The 16,289-nt window shown below is 55.0% G+C and carries 16 protein-coding genes; 5 read left to right on the top strand and 11 right to left on the bottom strand.

The genetic code is table 11. The annotated features are described in order from the left end of the window. The 7 genes from truA to leuC form a co-directional block, all read right to left on the bottom strand. Window positions 1-783, bottom strand: a complete 783-nt coding sequence (gene truA / locus CJD38_RS12590) for a tRNA pseudouridine(38-40) synthase TruA (RefSeq protein ID WP_107940704.1) — start codon at window positions 781-783, stop codon at window positions 1-3. Window positions 784-817: 34 nt separating this feature from the next. After that, window positions 818-3,430 (bottom strand): motility hub landmark protein FimV, encoded by a 2,613-nt coding sequence (locus CJD38_RS12585; RefSeq protein ID WP_107940703.1) that lies wholly within the window; start codon window positions 3,428-3,430, stop codon window positions 818-820. A gap of 90 nt (window positions 3,431-3,520) precedes the next feature. Continuing rightward, window positions 3,521-4,537, bottom strand: coding sequence for an aspartate-semialdehyde dehydrogenase (locus CJD38_RS12580; RefSeq protein ID WP_107940702.1), 1,017 nt, complete (start codon window positions 4,535-4,537; stop codon window positions 3,521-3,523). 3 nt (window positions 4,538-4,540) lie between these two features. After that, window positions 4,541-5,659 carry an aspartate-semialdehyde dehydrogenase gene (asd, locus tag CJD38_RS12575; RefSeq protein ID WP_107940701.1) on the bottom strand — a complete coding sequence of 373 codons (1,119 nt, stop codon included), beginning with the start codon at window positions 5,657-5,659 and terminating at the stop codon, window positions 4,541-4,543. Window positions 5,660-5,826: 167 nt separating this feature from the next. Then, complete coding sequence (gene leuB / locus CJD38_RS12570) at window positions 5,827-6,906, bottom strand: 3-isopropylmalate dehydrogenase (RefSeq protein ID WP_107940700.1); 1,080 nt, start codon at window positions 6,904-6,906, stop codon at window positions 5,827-5,829. A gap of 32 nt (window positions 6,907-6,938) precedes the next feature. Then, window positions 6,939-7,577, bottom strand: a complete 639-nt coding sequence (gene leuD, locus CJD38_RS12565; protein WP_107940699.1) for a 3-isopropylmalate dehydratase small subunit — start codon at window positions 7,575-7,577, stop codon at window positions 6,939-6,941. After that, the gene (gene leuC, locus CJD38_RS12560) at window positions 7,574-8,980 is read right to left on the bottom strand and encodes a 3-isopropylmalate dehydratase large subunit (protein WP_107940698.1); all 1,407 of its coding nucleotides are present in this window, start codon (window positions 8,978-8,980) and stop codon (window positions 7,574-7,576) included. Before leuC ends, leuD begins: the two co-directional genes overlap by 4 nt. A 151-nt stretch (window positions 8,981-9,131) precedes the next feature. Here leuC and CJD38_RS12555 point away from each other — a divergent pair, with 151 nt between their 5' ends. Then, window positions 9,132-9,995, top strand: coding sequence for a LysR family transcriptional regulator (locus CJD38_RS12555; RefSeq protein WP_107940697.1), 864 nt, complete (start codon window positions 9,132-9,134; stop codon window positions 9,993-9,995). On the opposite strand, the gene CJD38_RS12550 is transcribed toward CJD38_RS12555, so the two are convergent. Further along, window positions 9,992-10,654, bottom strand: coding sequence for a DedA family protein (locus tag CJD38_RS12550; RefSeq protein ID WP_107940696.1), 663 nt, complete (start codon window positions 10,652-10,654; stop codon window positions 9,992-9,994). The genes CJD38_RS12555 and CJD38_RS12550 overlap by 4 nt on opposite strands. Window positions 10,655-10,745: 91 nt before the next feature. Here CJD38_RS12550 and CJD38_RS12545 point away from each other — a divergent pair, with 91 nt between their 5' ends. Genes CJD38_RS12545 through CJD38_RS12530 form a run of 4 tightly spaced genes read left to right on the top strand, consistent with a single transcriptional unit; the run spans window position 10,746 to window position 13,071 of the window. After that, window positions 10,746-11,153, top strand: coding sequence for a ketosteroid isomerase-related protein (locus CJD38_RS12545; protein ID WP_107940695.1), 408 nt, complete (start codon window positions 10,746-10,748; stop codon window positions 11,151-11,153). A gap of 6 nt (window positions 11,154-11,159) precedes the next feature. Then, window positions 11,160-11,588 carry a GFA family protein gene (locus CJD38_RS12540; RefSeq protein ID WP_107940694.1) on the top strand — a complete coding sequence of 143 codons (429 nt, stop codon included), beginning with the start codon at window positions 11,160-11,162 and terminating at the stop codon, window positions 11,586-11,588. Continuing rightward, complete coding sequence (locus tag CJD38_RS12535; RefSeq protein WP_107940693.1) at window positions 11,585-12,175, top strand: GNAT family N-acetyltransferase; 591 nt, start codon at window positions 11,585-11,587, stop codon at window positions 12,173-12,175. Before CJD38_RS12540 ends, CJD38_RS12535 begins: the two co-directional genes overlap by 4 nt. Then, the gene (locus CJD38_RS12530) at window positions 12,172-13,071 is read left to right on the top strand and encodes a carbon-nitrogen hydrolase family protein (RefSeq protein WP_107940692.1); all 900 of its coding nucleotides are present in this window, start codon (window positions 12,172-12,174) and stop codon (window positions 13,069-13,071) included. Before CJD38_RS12535 ends, CJD38_RS12530 begins: the two co-directional genes overlap by 4 nt. On the opposite strand, the gene CJD38_RS12525 is transcribed toward CJD38_RS12530, so the two are convergent. The 3 genes from CJD38_RS12525 to prmB are packed head-to-tail and all read right to left on the bottom strand — an operon-like array spanning window position 13,068 to window position 16,226. Beyond that, window positions 13,068-14,228, bottom strand: a complete 1,161-nt coding sequence (locus tag CJD38_RS12525) for an MFS transporter (protein ID WP_107940691.1) — start codon at window positions 14,226-14,228, stop codon at window positions 13,068-13,070. The genes CJD38_RS12530 and CJD38_RS12525 overlap by 4 nt on opposite strands. Continuing rightward, window positions 14,228-15,328 carry a chorismate synthase gene (gene aroC / locus CJD38_RS12520; RefSeq protein ID WP_107940690.1) on the bottom strand — a complete coding sequence of 367 codons (1,101 nt, stop codon included), beginning with the start codon at window positions 15,326-15,328 and terminating at the stop codon, window positions 14,228-14,230. The genes CJD38_RS12525 and aroC overlap by 1 nt, the downstream gene beginning before the upstream one ends. 1 nt (window position 15,329) lies before the next feature. Next, window positions 15,330-16,226: a 50S ribosomal protein L3 N(5)-glutamine methyltransferase gene (gene prmB / locus CJD38_RS12515; protein WP_107940689.1), complete on the bottom strand. Its 897-nt coding sequence runs from the start codon at window positions 16,224-16,226 to the stop codon at window positions 15,330-15,332. Window positions 16,227-16,289: the final 63 nt, after the last annotated feature.

Raw genomic sequence — 16,289 nt, 5'->3', positions numbered from 1 at the left:
TTAGCCCGGAAACCAGGGCCTCGGTGGCTCAGGTAGCGCGAATTCCGCTGGATATTCGGGACCTACGAAGTATAAACCGCCCGGGGGTGCATTAACCGCTGCTTTCTTACGATCGCGGCCGGCCAGAACCTCCGCAACCCACACCACAGGCTGTTTGCCCAGCCCCACATGGCTCAAGGTGCCTGCGATATTGCGGACCATATGGTGCAAAAAGGCGTTGGCGCAGATATCGATGATCACAAATTCGCCACTGCGGTGAACCCGGATGTGGCGAATCGTGCGGGTCGGCGTATTGGCTTGGCATTGAGAGCCACGAAATGCTGAAAAATCATGTCGGCCAACCAAGGCTTGAGCCGCTTCGTGCATGGCTTCTGCATCCAGCTGTTGCGGCCACCATGCGACGCGATTGTGTAGCAGTGCCGAACGTGCGCTATGCGTGTGAATCACATAGCGATAGTGGCGAACGAGCGCCGAGTAGCGCGCATCGAAATGATCGGCGACGGGTTGAACCCAACGCAGGCTGACATCATTTGGGAGTGTTGAGTTGGTGCCGAGCAACCAAGCGTAAGGCGTACGCACGGAGTCGGTATCAAAGTGAATGACTTGCTGGTAGGCGTGAACGCCAGTATCAGTACGCCCTGCGCACACTACGCGCAGCGGATGATTAGCGATTTTTGAGAGCGATTTTTCGATCTCTGCTTGCACACCGTGTACGCGCTTCTGCGCCTGCCAGCCGCTATAAGCAGTACCGATATATTCAACGCCAGCGGCCCAACGGCTCATCGCAACTCCACCGTCAGACCGCTAGAAACACGAATTAAGCCAGACGCTGAATGAGCGCCTGTGCATCCGCTTTTTGTTCGTCGCTTCCTTGCGCCAATACTTCATTCAACAAGCTGCGTGCCATCTCGTTGTCGCCCATGTCGACATAAGCGCGCGCGAGATCGAGCTTGGTGCCCGCTTCGTCACCAGCAGAAATCGCATGGCTATCGTCAGCCAATTCGCCAAGATCAAAGTCATCAAGATTGATGTCTTCTGATATGGCGGCAGAAGCTTCAGCTTCGTGCTTGGCAGGTGCGGAATCAAAGCTACCCAGATCAAACTCCAGCGCTTCATCGGCGTGTGACGCTGGTTCTGCTGCTGGCGCAGTTGCAGCGGCCTTAGGTTCTGGTTTGCTCAGATCAAAATCAGACAAGCTGAATTCGAGCGTGTTGCCGGTGGACGCTGCGGCAGATGCAGATGCGACTGTCGGCTTGGCTGCAGGCGTGACTGGCGCTTCGAGATCTTCGAGCTTGAAATCCAGAACGGTGGAATTTGCGCGGGAGTTGGAGCTGGCAGCGCTGGAAGACATCGTCGACGAGAACACTTTCGTTGCTGAGGGGTCAGAGAAATCAGCTGGCTCATCAAAAGTCAGATCAACGTCATTATCCAACGCAGCTTCGCCGACAGCGCCTCTGTACAGCGGGCTATCCGGCAGCAACTGGCTACCCATGATTGCAATTTTCTGCCACTCAACCGAATCAAGCTGCGGCTTAAGCGACTGTGCGATGTCATCAAACTCATGCGGCTTGCTGGCGCGGAAATAAGTCTCGGCGAGCTTGATACGAATATCAGAGCGGCCAGGATTTTTCTCGGCCGCATTTTCAAGCAGCAGCGCAGCTTCGTCATAGAGGCCGTAAGCCAGATGGAACTCAGCTTCGGAGACTGGATCGTTGGCGTCTAAATCAATCTTGACGGTTTCCGATTCAAACTTGTTGGTCGCGTTGTACTCTTCTACAGAGCCTGTCGCCTGAATGGTTCGGCCGAAAGTTTCCGTAGCGTCAAAGCTGGGTTGTTCAGTCGTCGCAGTCGGGATTTCATCGTCCCACAGCGGGTTCTTCGCAGCGGGCTGCGGCGCTGGAGCAGGCTTATTGAAAGCAGCTTCGGCTTTTTTCTCAGCAGGCTTGGATGATGGCAATGGCGGAGGAACCAGTAGCGCTTTTGTTGGCGCTGGTGCTGATGAGCCGCCTTCTGCAGCTTTTTTCCAGAATTGCAGATTGGTTGAAGCTTTCGATGTGAGCACTGGCGCTGGAGCGGATTTCTCGCCCTGCTTCTTCTGCCAATGACGGAAGCCGAGCAAGCCCAGAATCAGAACGAACATGCCAGCAAGCGCGGGCACCATCCAATCATCTGAAGCTTCAACTGGTTTAGCTGGCGCAGCAGGCTTTTCAACCGGTACAGGCTGTTGCTCTACGGGAACCGCTGCAGGCGTGGTTTCGGATGTGGGTTCTACTTGCGTTGCGGCATCTGCTGCAGGCGTAGCAGGGGCTTCAGGAGCTGCAGGTGCTACAGCAGCTGGCGCTGGTGGCGGCGTTGCAACAGCTGGCGGCGCAACAACTACAGGTGCTGGCGGCGGCGTGACCTTGGCAACGGGTGCCGGTGGCGGAGTTACAACTTCAGGAGTTTTTTTTTCGGCCGCTGCAGGGGCTTTTACAACAGGCTTCGGCGCAGGCGCGACAGGCGCGGTAACTGTGGGCTCGACGACTGTGGCAGCTGGCTCAGCAGTAACCTTCGGCTTGGCCGGCACTACAACGCGAGGAGCCTGCAAATCTTGCAGATGTCCTTTGGCAACCGTCGAGCTCACTGCCGTGATTGCACTGAGTGAAGGCACTTTCAGAATCGAGCCTTTACGCAGGCCACTGATGCCTTTGCCTTCGAAAGCTTGTTTGTTGTTGCTGTACAGAGCCCACAGCATTTGATCCATGCTGACCGAAGCATTTGGACGCAGCTTGGTAGCGATGCTCCAGAACGTTTCTTGAGGTTTTACTGGGCCGTAGCTCGTAGGTGCGTTGGCAGCTGGGGCCGCTTCTGCAATTGGCGCAGCCGGAGCAACTACCGCGGGCGCTGGCGCTGCTTTAGGTGGTGCCACATGCGGAGCAGCTGCTGGTGTTGGCGCAGCGGGTGCGACAGCTTGTGGTTTTGTTTGAGCAGACTCTTCAGCGGTTTGATAGAAATCGCTGGTTTTTGGCGCAGGCGCTGCAACGGGTGCGGCTTCGCCATAGGCTGGCGGATCCAACAAAACGGTGTATTCGCGCAGTACACGGCCGGTGCTGCTGCGAACATCGAGCAAGAAGCTCAAAAATGGTTCGCGGGCCAGCTGCTTGCTGTTTATGACGATGCGTGGATTCTTCGCGTCGGCTACAACTTGAAAGGTCAACGTACTCAGATAATCAGCGCGTTCGATGCCTGCTTTGCTGAAATCGTCGCTATCTGCAAGTCGGACCAGCAGGTTCTCTGCTTCCTCGGAGGTCACAGAGGTCAGTGGAATAACAGCGCTAAAGCGCTGATTCAAATGAGAATTTACATCAATTTCACCAAGACCCAAGGCATGTGCTGCCGAAAGCCAAATGGCAGGGCTGATTGCCACAATCAGAGCAAGCTTACGCAGCATGTTATCTCCAGACACTGAGCGCATTGTCGACGCCCCCTAGTTTTATATTCACTTATTGCGTTAATTAACGCTCGTAAGCCCTTTTATACACTATAAATAGTTACGAACCAAGAGTTCCGCAATCTGAACAATGTTCAGCGCAGATCCCTTACGAATGTTGTCCGTAACTACCCACAGATTCAGGCCCAGTGAACTAGAGATATCTTCGCGTATTCGGCCGACAAAAACATCGTCTTTTCCGCTGATATCGCTGGCAGGTGTCGGATAACCGCCATTTTGCTGATCGTCTATGACAGTTATGCCAGCTGCCTCAGCCAAACATTCGCGCGCTTTGTCCGCGCTGATTTTTTGCTTGGTTTGCAGATTCATCGTGGCCGAGTGGCCGTACAAAACAGGCACTCGAATCGCCGTGGCGTTCACCTGAATTGAGGGATCAGCAAAGATCTTCTGAGTCTCAAAGACGATATTGGCTTCTTCTTGTGTCTGACCATCATCAAGAAACCCGCCGATCTGAGGAATCAGATTGAACGCGATCTGCTTGGGATAGACCTTGGTCTGTGCTTCGCGGAAGTTCAGAAGATCAGCCGTTTGCTTGGCCAGTTCCTCTACACCTTCCCTGCCCGTTCCAGAAACCGACTGGCAAGACACGACATTGATGCGCTCGATGCCTGCGATATCGCGGATTGGTTTGAGGGCCAACGTCAATTGAATCGTCGCGCAGCTCGGGCTGGCAATGATGCCTTTGTGCTGAGCGATGGCTTCGGGATTGATCTCAGGCACTACAAGCGGCACATCAGCATCGCGACGGAATTCAGAACTTCCATCAATTACGATACAGCCCGCTGCAACCGCACGCGGCACATGGGCCGTGGCGGCTGCAGCAGTTGATGCAAAAAACGCTAAACGAACTTTGCTGAAATCAAAGCTGGCCAAGTCTTCAACATCGGCATCCTGTGCGCCCAGTGAAACGGTTTTGCCGACTTGCGATCCCTCGCCCACAGCAAAAAAATTACCAACAGGAAATTCTCGTTCATCAAGAATTTCCAGAACCGCTTCGCCAACAAGGCTGGTGGCACCGATTACAGCGACATCAAAGATTTGGGTCACTAATTAGCCTTGTAACAAGATGCGCAACATACGACGTAAAGGCTCAGCAGCGCCCCACAACAGTTGATCACCAACCGTGAACGCGCCGAGGTACTGCGGACCCATATTGAGTTTGCGCAGACGACCGACGGCAACGTTGAGCGTGCCGGTCACAGCTACTGGCGTCAGGCTCTTCATCGAATCTTCGCGAGTGTTCGGCACCAGACGTACCCACTCGTTATCGTTGCGGATCAACTCTTCGATCTCAGCCAGCGGCACATCGCGCTTGAGCTTGATGGTGAGTGCTTGCGAGTGGCAGCGCATTGCGCCGATACGCACGCACAGACCATCCACAGGAATCGGATCTGCTTCGCGACCGAGAATCTTGTTGGTCTCAGCCTGGCCCTTCCATTCTTCCTTCGACTGGCCGTTCTCAAGCTGCTTATCGATGTACGGAATCAGCGAGCCTGCGAGAGGCACGCCAAAGTTAGCGACTGGGAAATCACCCGAGCGCTGGCTCTCAGCAACCTTGCGGTCAATGTCGAGAATTGCTGAAGACGGATTTGCGAGTTCGCTCGCAACCGCACGCTCAAGTACACCCATCTGCGACAGCAGCTCGCGCATGTTCTGCGCGCCTGCGCCCGATGCAGCCTGATAGGTCATGGCCGACATCCACTCAACCAAATCTGCCTTGTAGAGCGCGCCAACGGCGAGCAGCATCAAGGAGACGGTGCAGTTGCCGCCGACGTAATTCTTCACGCCCTTAGCGAGTGCATCCTTAATCACAGGCATGTTGACCGGATCGAGAATAATCACAGCGTCGTCCTTCATGCGCAGTGCGCTAGCAGCGTCGATCCAATAACCGTTCCAACCCGCAGCGCGCAGCTTCGGGAAAACGTCGTTGGTGTAGTCGCCGCCTTGGCAGGTGATGATGATGTCCATCGCAGCAAGCGCTTCAATACTGCTCGCATCTTTGAGCGCAGGCGTGTCCTTGCCGCCAATCTTCGGGCCGTTGCCACCAACGTTTGAAGTGGTGAAGAAATGCGATTCCACCAAGGCGAAATCATTTTCTTCTTGCATGCGCTGCATGAGGACCGAACCGACCATGCCGCGCCAACCGACGAGTCCTAACTTCTTAGACATATCAAAAATCTCCACAGCTACAACTGTTAATCAAAGAGGTCCATTTATAAGTAATGGACTCGTCGTCCCCGCATGTCGGAGCATGTCTCCGACGGGACCCAGTTTTCTGCGCTCTCATCAAGAGAAAGCAAAACTAGATTCCCGCCTTCGCGGGAATGACAGCGTTGTTATTTCTTGAGCGCAGCAACCAAAGCGTCGCCCATTTCTTTCGTGCCAATGATCTTCTCGCCTTTCTGTGCGATATCACCGGTGCGATGTCCCTGCTTCAATACTTTCTTGACTGCTGCATCAATACGATCAGACAGGTCATTGTGATTGAAGGTGTACTTGAACATCATCGCCATCGACAGAATCGTCGCGAGTGGATTGGCCTTGTTCTGACCCATGATGTCTGGCGCACTGCCGTGGCTCGGCTCGTACAAACCTTTGTTGTTCACGTCGAGCGAAGCCGAAGGCAACATGCCAATCGAACCCGCCAGCATCGACGCTTCATCCGACAGGATGTCGCCGAAGATGTTGCCAGTGACCATCACGTCGAACTGCTTTGGATATTTCACCAACTGCATCGCGGCGTTGTCGACGTACATATGCGTCAGCTCAACATCCGGATAATCCTTGGAGACATTGATCATCACTTCACGCCAGAGACGTGAAGTTTCCAGAACGTTTTCTTTATCGACGCTGCACACGCGCTTGCTGCGCTTGCGTGCCGCTTCAAATGCGACGCGTGCAATGCGCTCAACTTCTGGCGCGCTGTAATGCATGGTGTCGAAGCCTTCGGCATGACCTTCTGCATTGGTGCGACGGCCGCGTGGTGCACCGAAATAAATATCGCCGGTCAGTTCGCGCAGAATCAGAATGTCGAGGCCAGCAATAATTTCTGGTTTGAACGAAGACGCCGCAGCGAGTTCTTCATATGCCAGTGCCGGACGCAGATTTGCGAACAGGCCGAGATCCTTGCGGATGCCGAGAATGCCTTGCTCAGGACGAACAGCACGTGGCAGTGCATCGTACTTGGGGCCGCCAACAGCACCCATCAGAATCGCATCAGCGGCGCGTGCAGCTTTCTGCGTTGATTCCGGATACGGATGGCCTTCAGCGTCATACGCAGCGCCGCCTAGATGGCCGAACGACCACTCCAGCTGTTCGCCTTCGGACTTGAGCAACTCAAGCACCTTCACGGCTTCCGCCATGATCTCAGGGCCAATGCCGTCACCCGGCAGAATCAAAATTTTCTTGATCGACATTACAAAGACCTTTGTATTTTTTTAGATAAGAGTTAATTGAACAACCAAGGTGCAGAAGCTTTGCGCTGTGCTTCATAGGCGCGAATTGAATCAGCGTTCTGAAGGGTGAGGCCAATTTCATCGAGACCACGCACCAAGCAATCCTTACGGAATTCGTCGATCTCAAAATTGAACACTTCGCCACTCGGCAATTTTACTTGCTGAGCAGGCAAATCAACGGTGACTTCACTTGCAGCGTCTTTAGCTACGACTTCGAAAATCTTCTGTACTTCATCTGCTTTGAGAATGATCGGCAAAAAGCCATTCTTGAAACTGTTATTGAAGAAGATGTCGGCGTAGCTCGGCGCGATAACGGCACGGAAGCCGTAGTCTTCCAAGGCCCACACCGCATGTTCACGTGATGAGCCGCAGCCAAAGTTTTCACGCGACACCAGAACCTGTGCACCACGATAAGCATCTTGGTTGAGCACGAACTCAGGATTGGGACGGCGTGAGGCCACCGGAATATCCAGATCGCCCTGATCCAAGTAGCGCCAATCATCAAACAAATACTGGCCGAAGCCCGTGCGCTTGATCGACTTCAAATATTGCTTAGGAATGATCGCGTCGGTGTCCACATTGGGACGATCCAAAGGCGCGACCGTTGCGGTGACGGTGGTAAAAGCTCTCATTGGAAACTCCGGATATCGACAAAGTGACCGGCAACGCCCGCAGCGGCTGCCATTGCTGGCGACACCAAATGCGTACGACCACCCGAACCCTGTCGGCCTTCAAAATTACGATTACTGGTTGAAGCGCAACGCTCACCTGGCTCCAAGCGATCGGCGTTCATCGCCAAGCACATCGAGCAACCGGGTTCGCGCCACTCAAAACCTGCGTCGAGAAAAATCTTGTCCAAGCCTTCGGCTTCTGCTTGTCTCTTCACCAAGCCTGAGCCCGGTACAACCAAAGCCAAGGTGACATTCGCTGCGCGCTTTTTGCCTTTGACCACGCTTGCTGCTGCACGCAAATCTTCAATGCGCGAGTTGGTGCAAGAACCGATGAAGACCTTGTCGATCTTGATTTGCTCGATTGGCGTGTTCGCGGTGAGGCCCATATACGCCAAAGCCTTTTCCATGCCGGAGCGCTTCACTGCATCGCCTTCTTTCGAAGGGTCTGGCACGCGAGCGTCAATTGGCAACACCATCTCAGGCGACGTGCCCCAGGTTACTTGCGGCTGAATGCCGGATGCTTCGATCACAACTTCGCGATCAAATTTTGCGCCTGCATCGGTGTGCAAGGTTTTCCACCAAGCAATCGCCTTGTCGAGATTCTCGCCTGTAGGCGAGAACGGACGACCCTGTACGTAATCGATCGTGGTCTGATCCACAGCAACGATGCCAGCGCGAGCGCCGCCTTCGATTGCCATATTGCAGACCGTCATGCGGCCTTCCATCGACAAAGCAGCAATCGCTTCACCTGCGAACTCAACGGTGTAACCGGTGCCGCCTGCGGTGCCGATTTCACCAATGATGGCGAGCACGATGTCCTTAGCTGTGATGCCCGGACCCACATTGCCACGCACGGTAATGCGCATGTTCTTGGACTTCTTCAAGACCAAAGTCTGTGTGGCCAATGCATGCTCAACTTCGGAGGTGCCGATGCCGAACGCCAAAGCGCCGAACGCGCCATGCGTGGAGGTGTGCGAGTCGCCGCAAACCACGGTCATGCCCGGCAAGGTTGCGCCCTGCTCAGGACCGATGACGTGGACGATGCCCTGACGCAAGTCATTCATGCGGAATTCGGTAATGCCAAACTCGGCGCAGTTGCTGTCGAGTGCGTCGACCTGCGTGCGCGAGATCGGATCTGCGATGCCCTGCGAGCGATCCGTGGTCGGCACGTTGTGATCAGCCACCGCGAGGTTGGCGTCGATGCGCCAGGGCTTGCGGTTGTTGATGCGCAAGCCATCAAAAGCCTGCGGGCTGGTGACTTCGTGCACCAAATGGCGGTCGATATAAATCAGCGCGGAGCCGTCGCCGTTATCACGGACGATATGGGCATCCCACAATTTGTCGTAGAGCGTTTTAGCGTTCATTTGTCTCTTTCCTATCTCGAGGCCGTGTAGCCAAGGGCTTCAGTACGGCGCGCATCTTAGGCCTGTACAATCCATAACTCCAATGAATCGTTTTTATATACTTCATTCCAAATTAGAATAGTTTGGGAATGGATAGCTTCAGAGGTGATGAATGGATACCCAAGCACTGGCTGCTTTCGTGGAAGTGGCTGAATCTGGATCATTTTCTCGCGCTGGCGAGACCTTGCACCTGTCGCAACCTGCGATCAGCAAACGCATTGCGGTTCTGGAGGAGCAGCTCGATAAGTCCCTGTTCGACCGCGTCGGTCGCAGCATTACCCTCACCGACGCGGGTCGGACGCTCCTGCCCTATGCCCGCCGGGTTCTGCACGACGTTGAGGACGGCCGCCGCGCTTTATCGCATTTGTCCGATCAAGTCAGCGGACGCTTGTCGATTGGCACCAGTCACCACATCGGCCTGCACCGTCTGCCGCCTGTGCTGCGCGAGTTCACACGCCTGTACCCGAGTGTGGATCTCGACATTCACTTCATGGATTCAGAGGTCGCCTGCCAATCGGTATTGGCCGGAAAGTTGGAGATTGGCATCGTGACGCTGCCAACGCAGTCACTACCCAGCTTGGAGATGCGCCTGATCTGGCCGGATCCGCTCACCGTCGTGGTGGCACCGGAACATCCTCTCGCGAAGAAAAAGCATGTTGCTTTGACCGAACTTGCAGATCATCCCGCCGTGCTGCCCGACGAGGCGACTTACACCCATCGCATCGTTAAAGCCGCGCTGCAAAAGCACGGCGTTGAGCCGCGCATCCGCTTGGCCACCAACTATCTCGAAACGCTGAAGATGCTGGTGAATATCGGCTTGGGCTGGAGCGTACTGCCGCGCTCAATGCTCGATAGCACGATCTGCGCGGTGAACGTCACAGACCTGTCGATGCAACGAGATCTGGGCGTGGTGTGGCATGAGCGCCGCACGCTTTCTGGCGGCGCGCGAGCCTTGCTAAAACAGTTACAAGATTAGCCGCGCGACTCAGGATTTTTTGCCGTGGCATTAGCTTGTCTTGCGGCTAAAAGCTGTGCATCACGACGATTGCGCCAAATCCAGAACAGCACAACGACGATCAGCAACACGAGGCCGACCCACAAACCTGATTGGCCGCGATGGACCCAGGCCAGCAGTTTGTCGTGATTATTTGCGCCGTAGTAACCGAGATAAACCCAAAATGGCACGCTCAATAGTGCTGCACTGCCGTCCAGCAGCAAGAACTTAAATAGCGAAACTCGGCGGCTCCAGCCAGCAATGATGAAGATTGGCGAACGCAGACCCGGCAAAAAGCGCGCAATAAACAACAGCCAATTGCCATAACGTTCGAACTTGATCTGAACCAACTCCTGCCGCTGTGGGGTCACCAGAAACGCGACCCAGCGCCAGCGCAGCGCACTTTCGCCGTAATGACGGCCGATCATAAACATCATCATGTCGCCCAGCAGAACGCCCGCCATGCCGACGCCGACCATGACATGGACATTGGAATAGCCCAAACCAGAGGTCACGCCGCCGGCCACGAGCGTGATGTCCTCAGGGATCGGGACACCCATTCCGCAGATCAATAAGACCAAAAACACGGCGAGATAGTCGTGCTCGGTAAAGACGCTGATAAGTTTTTCGAGTAATTGCATCCCTATAAAGATAACCTCAGATGCGGTGTACATGCGATACCAAGCCGCAACAAAGTAAACTTTACATAGACAAAATTTTGAGATCGGAAAAATGCCCGCAGCCACTTTTGACCTGATTCGACGCTACTACAACGCCTTTAATGCAGGCGATTGGAATACCTTTTTTGGACTGCTAACGGATGACGTTGCGCACGACATTAATCAGGGCGGCCGCGAAACCAGCATTACCGCATTTCGCGCATTTATTGATCGCATGAACGCCAGTTATCGCGAACAAATCGTCGATATCGTGATCTCAGTTTCGGAAGATGGCCGCCGCGCCGCTGCCGAATATGTGGTGCTCGGCACTTATCTGAAGACCGATGAAGGTCTGCCAGAAGCGACCGGCCAAACCTACCGCCTGCCCGGCGGCGCGTTCTTTGATATTCGCGATGGCAAGGTTGCGCGCGTCAGCAACTACTACAACTTGCAAGATTGGCTGCGCCAAGTTGGCGCCTGAGGGTCTATGAGCAGTTCAGCGCATACGGGCAGCTGTCTATGCGGTGGCGTGACGTATCGCATTGATGCGCCTTTGCAGCCGATTCAAATCTGTCACTGCAGCAAATGCCGCAAAGCGCAGGGCACGCCGTTTGTGACCAACACACCGGTCAATGAAACAGATTTCGTGTTGTTGAGTGGCGCTGAGTTGCTGAAGGAATTTGAATCCTCACCCGGCAAGCAGCGCGTGTTTTGCATTGGCTGTGGCTCGCCGATTTACAGCAAGAATGTTCTTGTTCCCGGCGTTTTGCGCATTCGCGCAGGTTTGATTGATGAGCAAGTGACAGTCGAACTCGCTGCGCATTTTCACGTCGCTTCCCAATGCAGCTGGTGGCCGATCAACGATGATCTGCCGCAATTTCCTTACGCGTTTACACCGCAAGGTTCAGCAAAGTGACGCTGCGTTTTGAACAGCTACACGGCGCCGAGATTGAACGTCATATCGACGCGCTAGCCGCGCTGCGCATAACCGTGTTCCGCGACTGGCCTTATCTCTACGAAGGCACGCGAGAGTATGAGACGCGCTATTTGCAGACCTATCTGCAATGTCCCCGCAGCTTGGCGATTCTGGTTTGGGATGGCGACCAGTGTGTAGGCGCTTCAACCGTTCAACCGCTGGCTGATGCGCCGCTCGATATGCAGCAACCATTTTTGGATGCCTGCATGGATTTATCGCGTATCGATTATTTTGGTGAGTCGGTCCTGCTACGTGCATATCGCGGACAAGGCATCGGCCTAAAGTTTTTTGAGCTGCGTGAAGCGCATGCGCGCACCTTGGGTTTATCGACCTGTGCGTTCTGCGCGGTGCAGCGCAGCGATGATGACTCGCGACGCCCCAGCGATTACGTGCCCAACGATGCGTTCTGGCTCAAGCGTGCTTATCAAAAGCAAACCAATTTGCGTACGACGCTAAGCTGGCCTGATATTGGCGAGACAAGCTCCAGCGAAAAGCCGATGATCTTTTGGACGCGAGAATTAGCATGAGCAGCATCCGTCTCGCCTCTGCGCAATTCCCTGTTTCTGAACCTCAGAACTGGAATGTCTACGCCGATCAAATTCGTGCATGGGTTGCAGATGCTGCCAAGAACGGCGCGCAGCTCTTACTGTTTCCCGAATACGCTGCAATGTCTCTCGCCGCGTTATTCGATACAGAAACGCGCGCTGATCTGAACAAGCAAGTGCAGGCGATGCAATCGCTGCGTGATGATTATTTGGCGCTGCACGTTGCGCTAGCTCAGCAATATGGTGTTTACATTGTTGCGGGCAGTTTTCCTTGGCAGTGCGAGGATGGTCGCGTCGTCAATCGCGCTTGGTTCTGCGCACCCGATGGTCGCAGCAGCTATCAAGACAAGCAGATCATGACGCGCTTCGAGCGTGAAAGCTGGAACGTGACAAGCGGCGATGGCTTACGCATTTTTCGAACCAAGCTCGGCGTGATTGCGATCAACATTTGCTACGACTGCGAGTTCCCGCTGCTCGCTCGCGCGCAATGTGAAGCTGGCGCACAACTATTGCTGGTGCCGAGCTGCACAGATACCAACGCCGGTTATCACCGCGTGCGTGTTGGCGCTCAGGCGCGTGCATTAGAGAATCAGTGCGTCGTGCTGCAATCGCCATTGGTGGGCACAGCGCCTTGGTCTGCGGCGGTAGATATCAATGTCGGTAGCGCTGCGCTTTACGGCCCACCGGATTATGGATTTCCGGATGACGGCGTCATCGCGCAAGGCACGATGAATCAAGCGCAGTGGATCTATGCCGATATCGATCTGGATCAGATTGAGCGCGTGCGTCAGTCCGGCCAAGTGCTCAACTACGAGCATTGGTTTGAGCAGAACGCCTGCGGGATTGCGATGCCGAAAGTCGACATCATCGACCTTTAGAGATCAGGCAGTTTTCGGTAAGCCACCCAGAAACCAAACAGCGCAACCACTGCGGCTGAATAGAACACAGCTTCTGGCGACAAGCCTTCCCACAAATATCCCGAGGCGATGCTGCCGATAGAACCACCCGCGCCGTAGGCCACTGCGTTGTAGACGGCCTGCCCTCGCCCTTGTAGCGCACCCGGAAACAGACGCTGCACGTAATGCATCGCCACCGCGTGATACGCGCCAAAACTCAGCGCGTGCGCCATCTGTGCAATTAGCAATACCCCGATTGAATCAACTGCACCTGCGGTTGCCGCCCAACGCAGCACCGTTGCAGCCAATGCAATCAACATCACTTTGCGTGCGCCCAAATTACCGATGAAGCGAGCGGCGACCATGAACATACCGATCTCAGCAACAACGCCCAATGCCCACAGCAAGCCGATGTAGCTGTGTGCGTAGTTGTGCCGTTCTAGAAACAAGGTGAAGAAGTTGTAGTAAGGCGCATAGCTGAGTTGCGAGCAGAAGCACGCGAACAACAAGGCGAGTGCCACAGGATTTTTTAGCGCTGTCCAAATGGATGGACGCTCAGTTTGGTCGAGATGAATCGGTGGCGGCTCAGGCACCGTCCACGTCGATAGCGCCATGCCTAGCCAGAAGATGCCAACCAGCCACGGCAACCAAAGAATGCCGGTGCGATCCAGCAGCACGCCCAAGCCCAGCACTGTGATGATGAACCCAACCGATCCCCACAAACGCACACGACTGTAATCGCCGCCACGTGCAGACAAATGGCTGAGCGTCACCGCTTCAAACTGCGGCAATAAGGCGTGCCAGAAAACGGTGTAGCCCATCATCACTGCGCCAATCCAAAGCACGCTGGGCATGAACGGAATAATGAGGAACAGCGTCAGCGCAGCAAGGCTTGCGATGCGAATCAGCTTCATGCGGCCGCCGTAATGATCGGTGTACCAGCCCCAAGCGAGCGGCACTACGGTGCGCATCAAACCCATCAGTGCGTAGGCGATACCCATCTGCACTGGACTAAAGCCACGCGCAGCCAAATACGGCGACCAATACGGCATGAACGCGCCGACAGTCGCGTAATAGAAGAGGTAGAAGCTAGCGAGGCGCGGCTGCAAGCGCATCGCGCCTGCAGTCAGCGCGGACATTACGGGAGCTCGCCCGGAATTTTCGGAGTGGCGGGATTCACGTCAGCGTTCTGAGCACGCTGTCGGAGAAAGTGATCCATCAACACCAGCGCCATCATCGCTTCGCCAATCGGCGTTGCGCGTAAACCTACGCAAGGATCATGACGACCTGTGGTGCGCATGTCAGTTGCAGCGCCAGTTTCGTCGATGCTCTTGCCCGGTGTGGTGATGCTGGACGTTGGCTTGATTGCATAACGCGCATAAACCGTTTGGCCAGTGGTGATGCCACCTGCGATACCACCTGAGTGATTGCCGAGGAAACCCTGCGGCGTCATCTCGTCACGATGCGCTGTGCCTTTCATCTTCGCTACGGCCATACCGTCGCCGATCTCAACGCCTTTCACAGCGTTGATCGACATCAGTGCGTGTGCGAGATCCGCATCGAGGCGATCAAATACTGGTTCGCCCAAACCCGGCGGAACATTGCGTGCTTCGACGTACAGCAGTGCGCCGACCGAATCGCCGTCGCTGCGCAGTGTGTCGATCATTTCTTCAAGCGCTGGAACCTTGGCTGGATCTGCACAGAAAAACGGATTGCTATTCACCGCGCTCCAATCTTTACGCTCGCAGTGAATCTCGCCGATCTGCTCAACGCAGCCGCGAATCTCGATGCCTAAACGCTCATGCAAAAACTTGCGTGCAATCGCGCCAGCTGCAACACGTACTGCAGTCTCGCGTGCGCTGGAGCGTCCGCCACCACGATGGTCGCGCACGCCGTACTTCTGCACATAAGCGTAATCCGCGTGATTGGGGCGAAACACTTGTTTGATCTTTTCGTAGTCGTAAGAACGTTGATCGGTGTTGCGAATCAACAGCGCAATCGGCGTGCCGGTGGTTTTTCCTTCAAACACACCCGACAGAATCTCAACCTGATCGGCTTCCTTACGCTGCGTCACGTACTTCGATGTACCCGGCTTGCGACGATCCAGCTCAGGCTGAATATCTGCTTCGCTCAGCGTTAAACCTGGCGGACAGCCATCAACCACGCAGCCGATGGCCGCGCCGTGGCTTTCGCCGAAGCTGGTGACGCAAAATAATTTTCCGAATGTATTACCTGACATTTCAGAGACTCTTAATTAATTCTTCGCGAGTGATTACAAACACGCCGTCACCACCGCGTTCGAAATCAACCCAAGTGACCGGCAAATGAGGCCAGCGACTTTCAAATTCTTCGACACTGCCGCCCACTTCGCAAACCAGCAAGCCGCCGGGCATGAGTTGTGCCGCCGCTTCTTTGAGGATACGCGCAACGATGTTCATGCCATCGGCGCCCGCTTCTAAAGCCATCTTTGGTTCGTGCTGGAACTCTGCAGCCAGTGCTTTCCATTCCTTGGTCGGCACGTACGGCGGGTTGCTCACGATCAAGTCGTAAGGCCCGTTGAGCGACTTGAACAAATCGCTCTTGATCGCAGTGACGCGCTCGCCGATGTGATGGCGCGCAATATTGCGTTTGCTGACCGCCATTGCGCCAGGCGAGATCTCGCCGAGATCGACCGTAGCGTCTGGAAACGCAAACGCGCAGGCAATGCCAATGCAGCCGCTGCCAGCGCACAAATCCAAAATGCGTGAAGGCTCGCCTTGCAGCCAAGGCTGAAACTGCTTGTCGATCAGCTCGCCAATGGGCGAACGCGGAATCAACACGTCTTCGTTCACCTCAAAGCTGAGGCCGCAGAAGTCGATCTCGCCAATCAGATAAGCCGCCGGTTTACGCGTCTTTACACGAGCGCGCAGCAACTTCAGCACCGCCGCACGTTCTGAGGCGGTGATGGTGGTTTCCAGATAAATCGCTGGGACGTCGTTAGGCAGATGCAGTGCCTGCAATACGAGATGGAACGCCTCGTCTAGGGCGTTGTCAGTACCGTGCCCAAAGTGCAGGTCAGCACGCTTGAACTCGCTGGCGCCCCAACGAACAAAATCTCGCACAGTGCTTAGCACCGAAGTATCGTTTTGGGTGGCCATGGGGCAGATGCAGTATGGGATAATCGTTGGGCAGCAATTATACGCAGCCCAGCAGCAACGCGA

The sequence above is a fragment of the Stenotrophobium rhamnosiphilum genome (assembly GCF_003052265.1).
Lineage (GTDB): Bacteria > Pseudomonadota > Gammaproteobacteria > Nevskiales > Nevskiaceae > Stenotrophobium > Stenotrophobium rhamnosiphilum.
This window is presented reverse-complemented; position numbering and strand designations above follow the sequence as displayed.

Bases quoted from the DNA above. Each gene is read 5' to 3' on its own strand.
- CJD38_RS12545 (WP_107940695.1), top strand. From the start codon at position 10,746: ATGCCCGCAGCCACTTTTGACCTGATTCGACGCTACTACAACGCCTTT.
- truA (WP_107940704.1), bottom strand. From the start codon at position 783: ATGAGCCGTTGGGCCGCTGGCGTTGAATATATCGGTACTGCTTATAGC.
- CJD38_RS12525 (WP_107940691.1), bottom strand. From the start codon at position 14,228: ATGTCCGCGCTGACTGCAGGCGCGATGCGCTTGCAGCCGCGCCTCGCT.
- prmB (WP_107940689.1), bottom strand. From the start codon at position 16,226: ATGGCCACCCAAAACGATACTTCGGTGCTAAGCACTGTGCGAGATTTT.
- leuD (WP_107940699.1), bottom strand. From the start codon at position 7,577: ATGAGAGCTTTTACCACCGTCACCGCAACGGTCGCGCCTTTGGATCGT.
- asd (WP_107940701.1), bottom strand. From the start codon at position 5,659: ATGTCTAAGAAGTTAGGACTCGTCGGTTGGCGCGGCATGGTCGGTTCG.
- CJD38_RS12550 (WP_107940696.1), bottom strand. From the start codon at position 10,654: ATGCAATTACTCGAAAAACTTATCAGCGTCTTTACCGAGCACGACTAT.
- leuB (WP_107940700.1), bottom strand. From the start codon at position 6,906: ATGTCGATCAAGAAAATTTTGATTCTGCCGGGTGACGGCATTGGCCCT.
- leuC (WP_107940698.1), bottom strand. From the start codon at position 8,980: ATGAACGCTAAAACGCTCTACGACAAATTGTGGGATGCCCATATCGTC.
- CJD38_RS12540 (WP_107940694.1), top strand. From the start codon at position 11,160: ATGAGCAGTTCAGCGCATACGGGCAGCTGTCTATGCGGTGGCGTGACG.
- CJD38_RS12585 (WP_107940703.1), bottom strand. From the start codon at position 3,430: ATGCTGCGTAAGCTTGCTCTGATTGTGGCAATCAGCCCTGCCATTTGG.
- CJD38_RS12555 (WP_107940697.1), top strand. From the start codon at position 9,132: ATGGATACCCAAGCACTGGCTGCTTTCGTGGAAGTGGCTGAATCTGGA.
- aroC (WP_107940690.1), bottom strand. From the start codon at position 15,328: ATGTCAGGTAATACATTCGGAAAATTATTTTGCGTCACCAGCTTCGGC.
- CJD38_RS12530 (WP_107940692.1), top strand. From the start codon at position 12,172: ATGAGCAGCATCCGTCTCGCCTCTGCGCAATTCCCTGTTTCTGAACCT.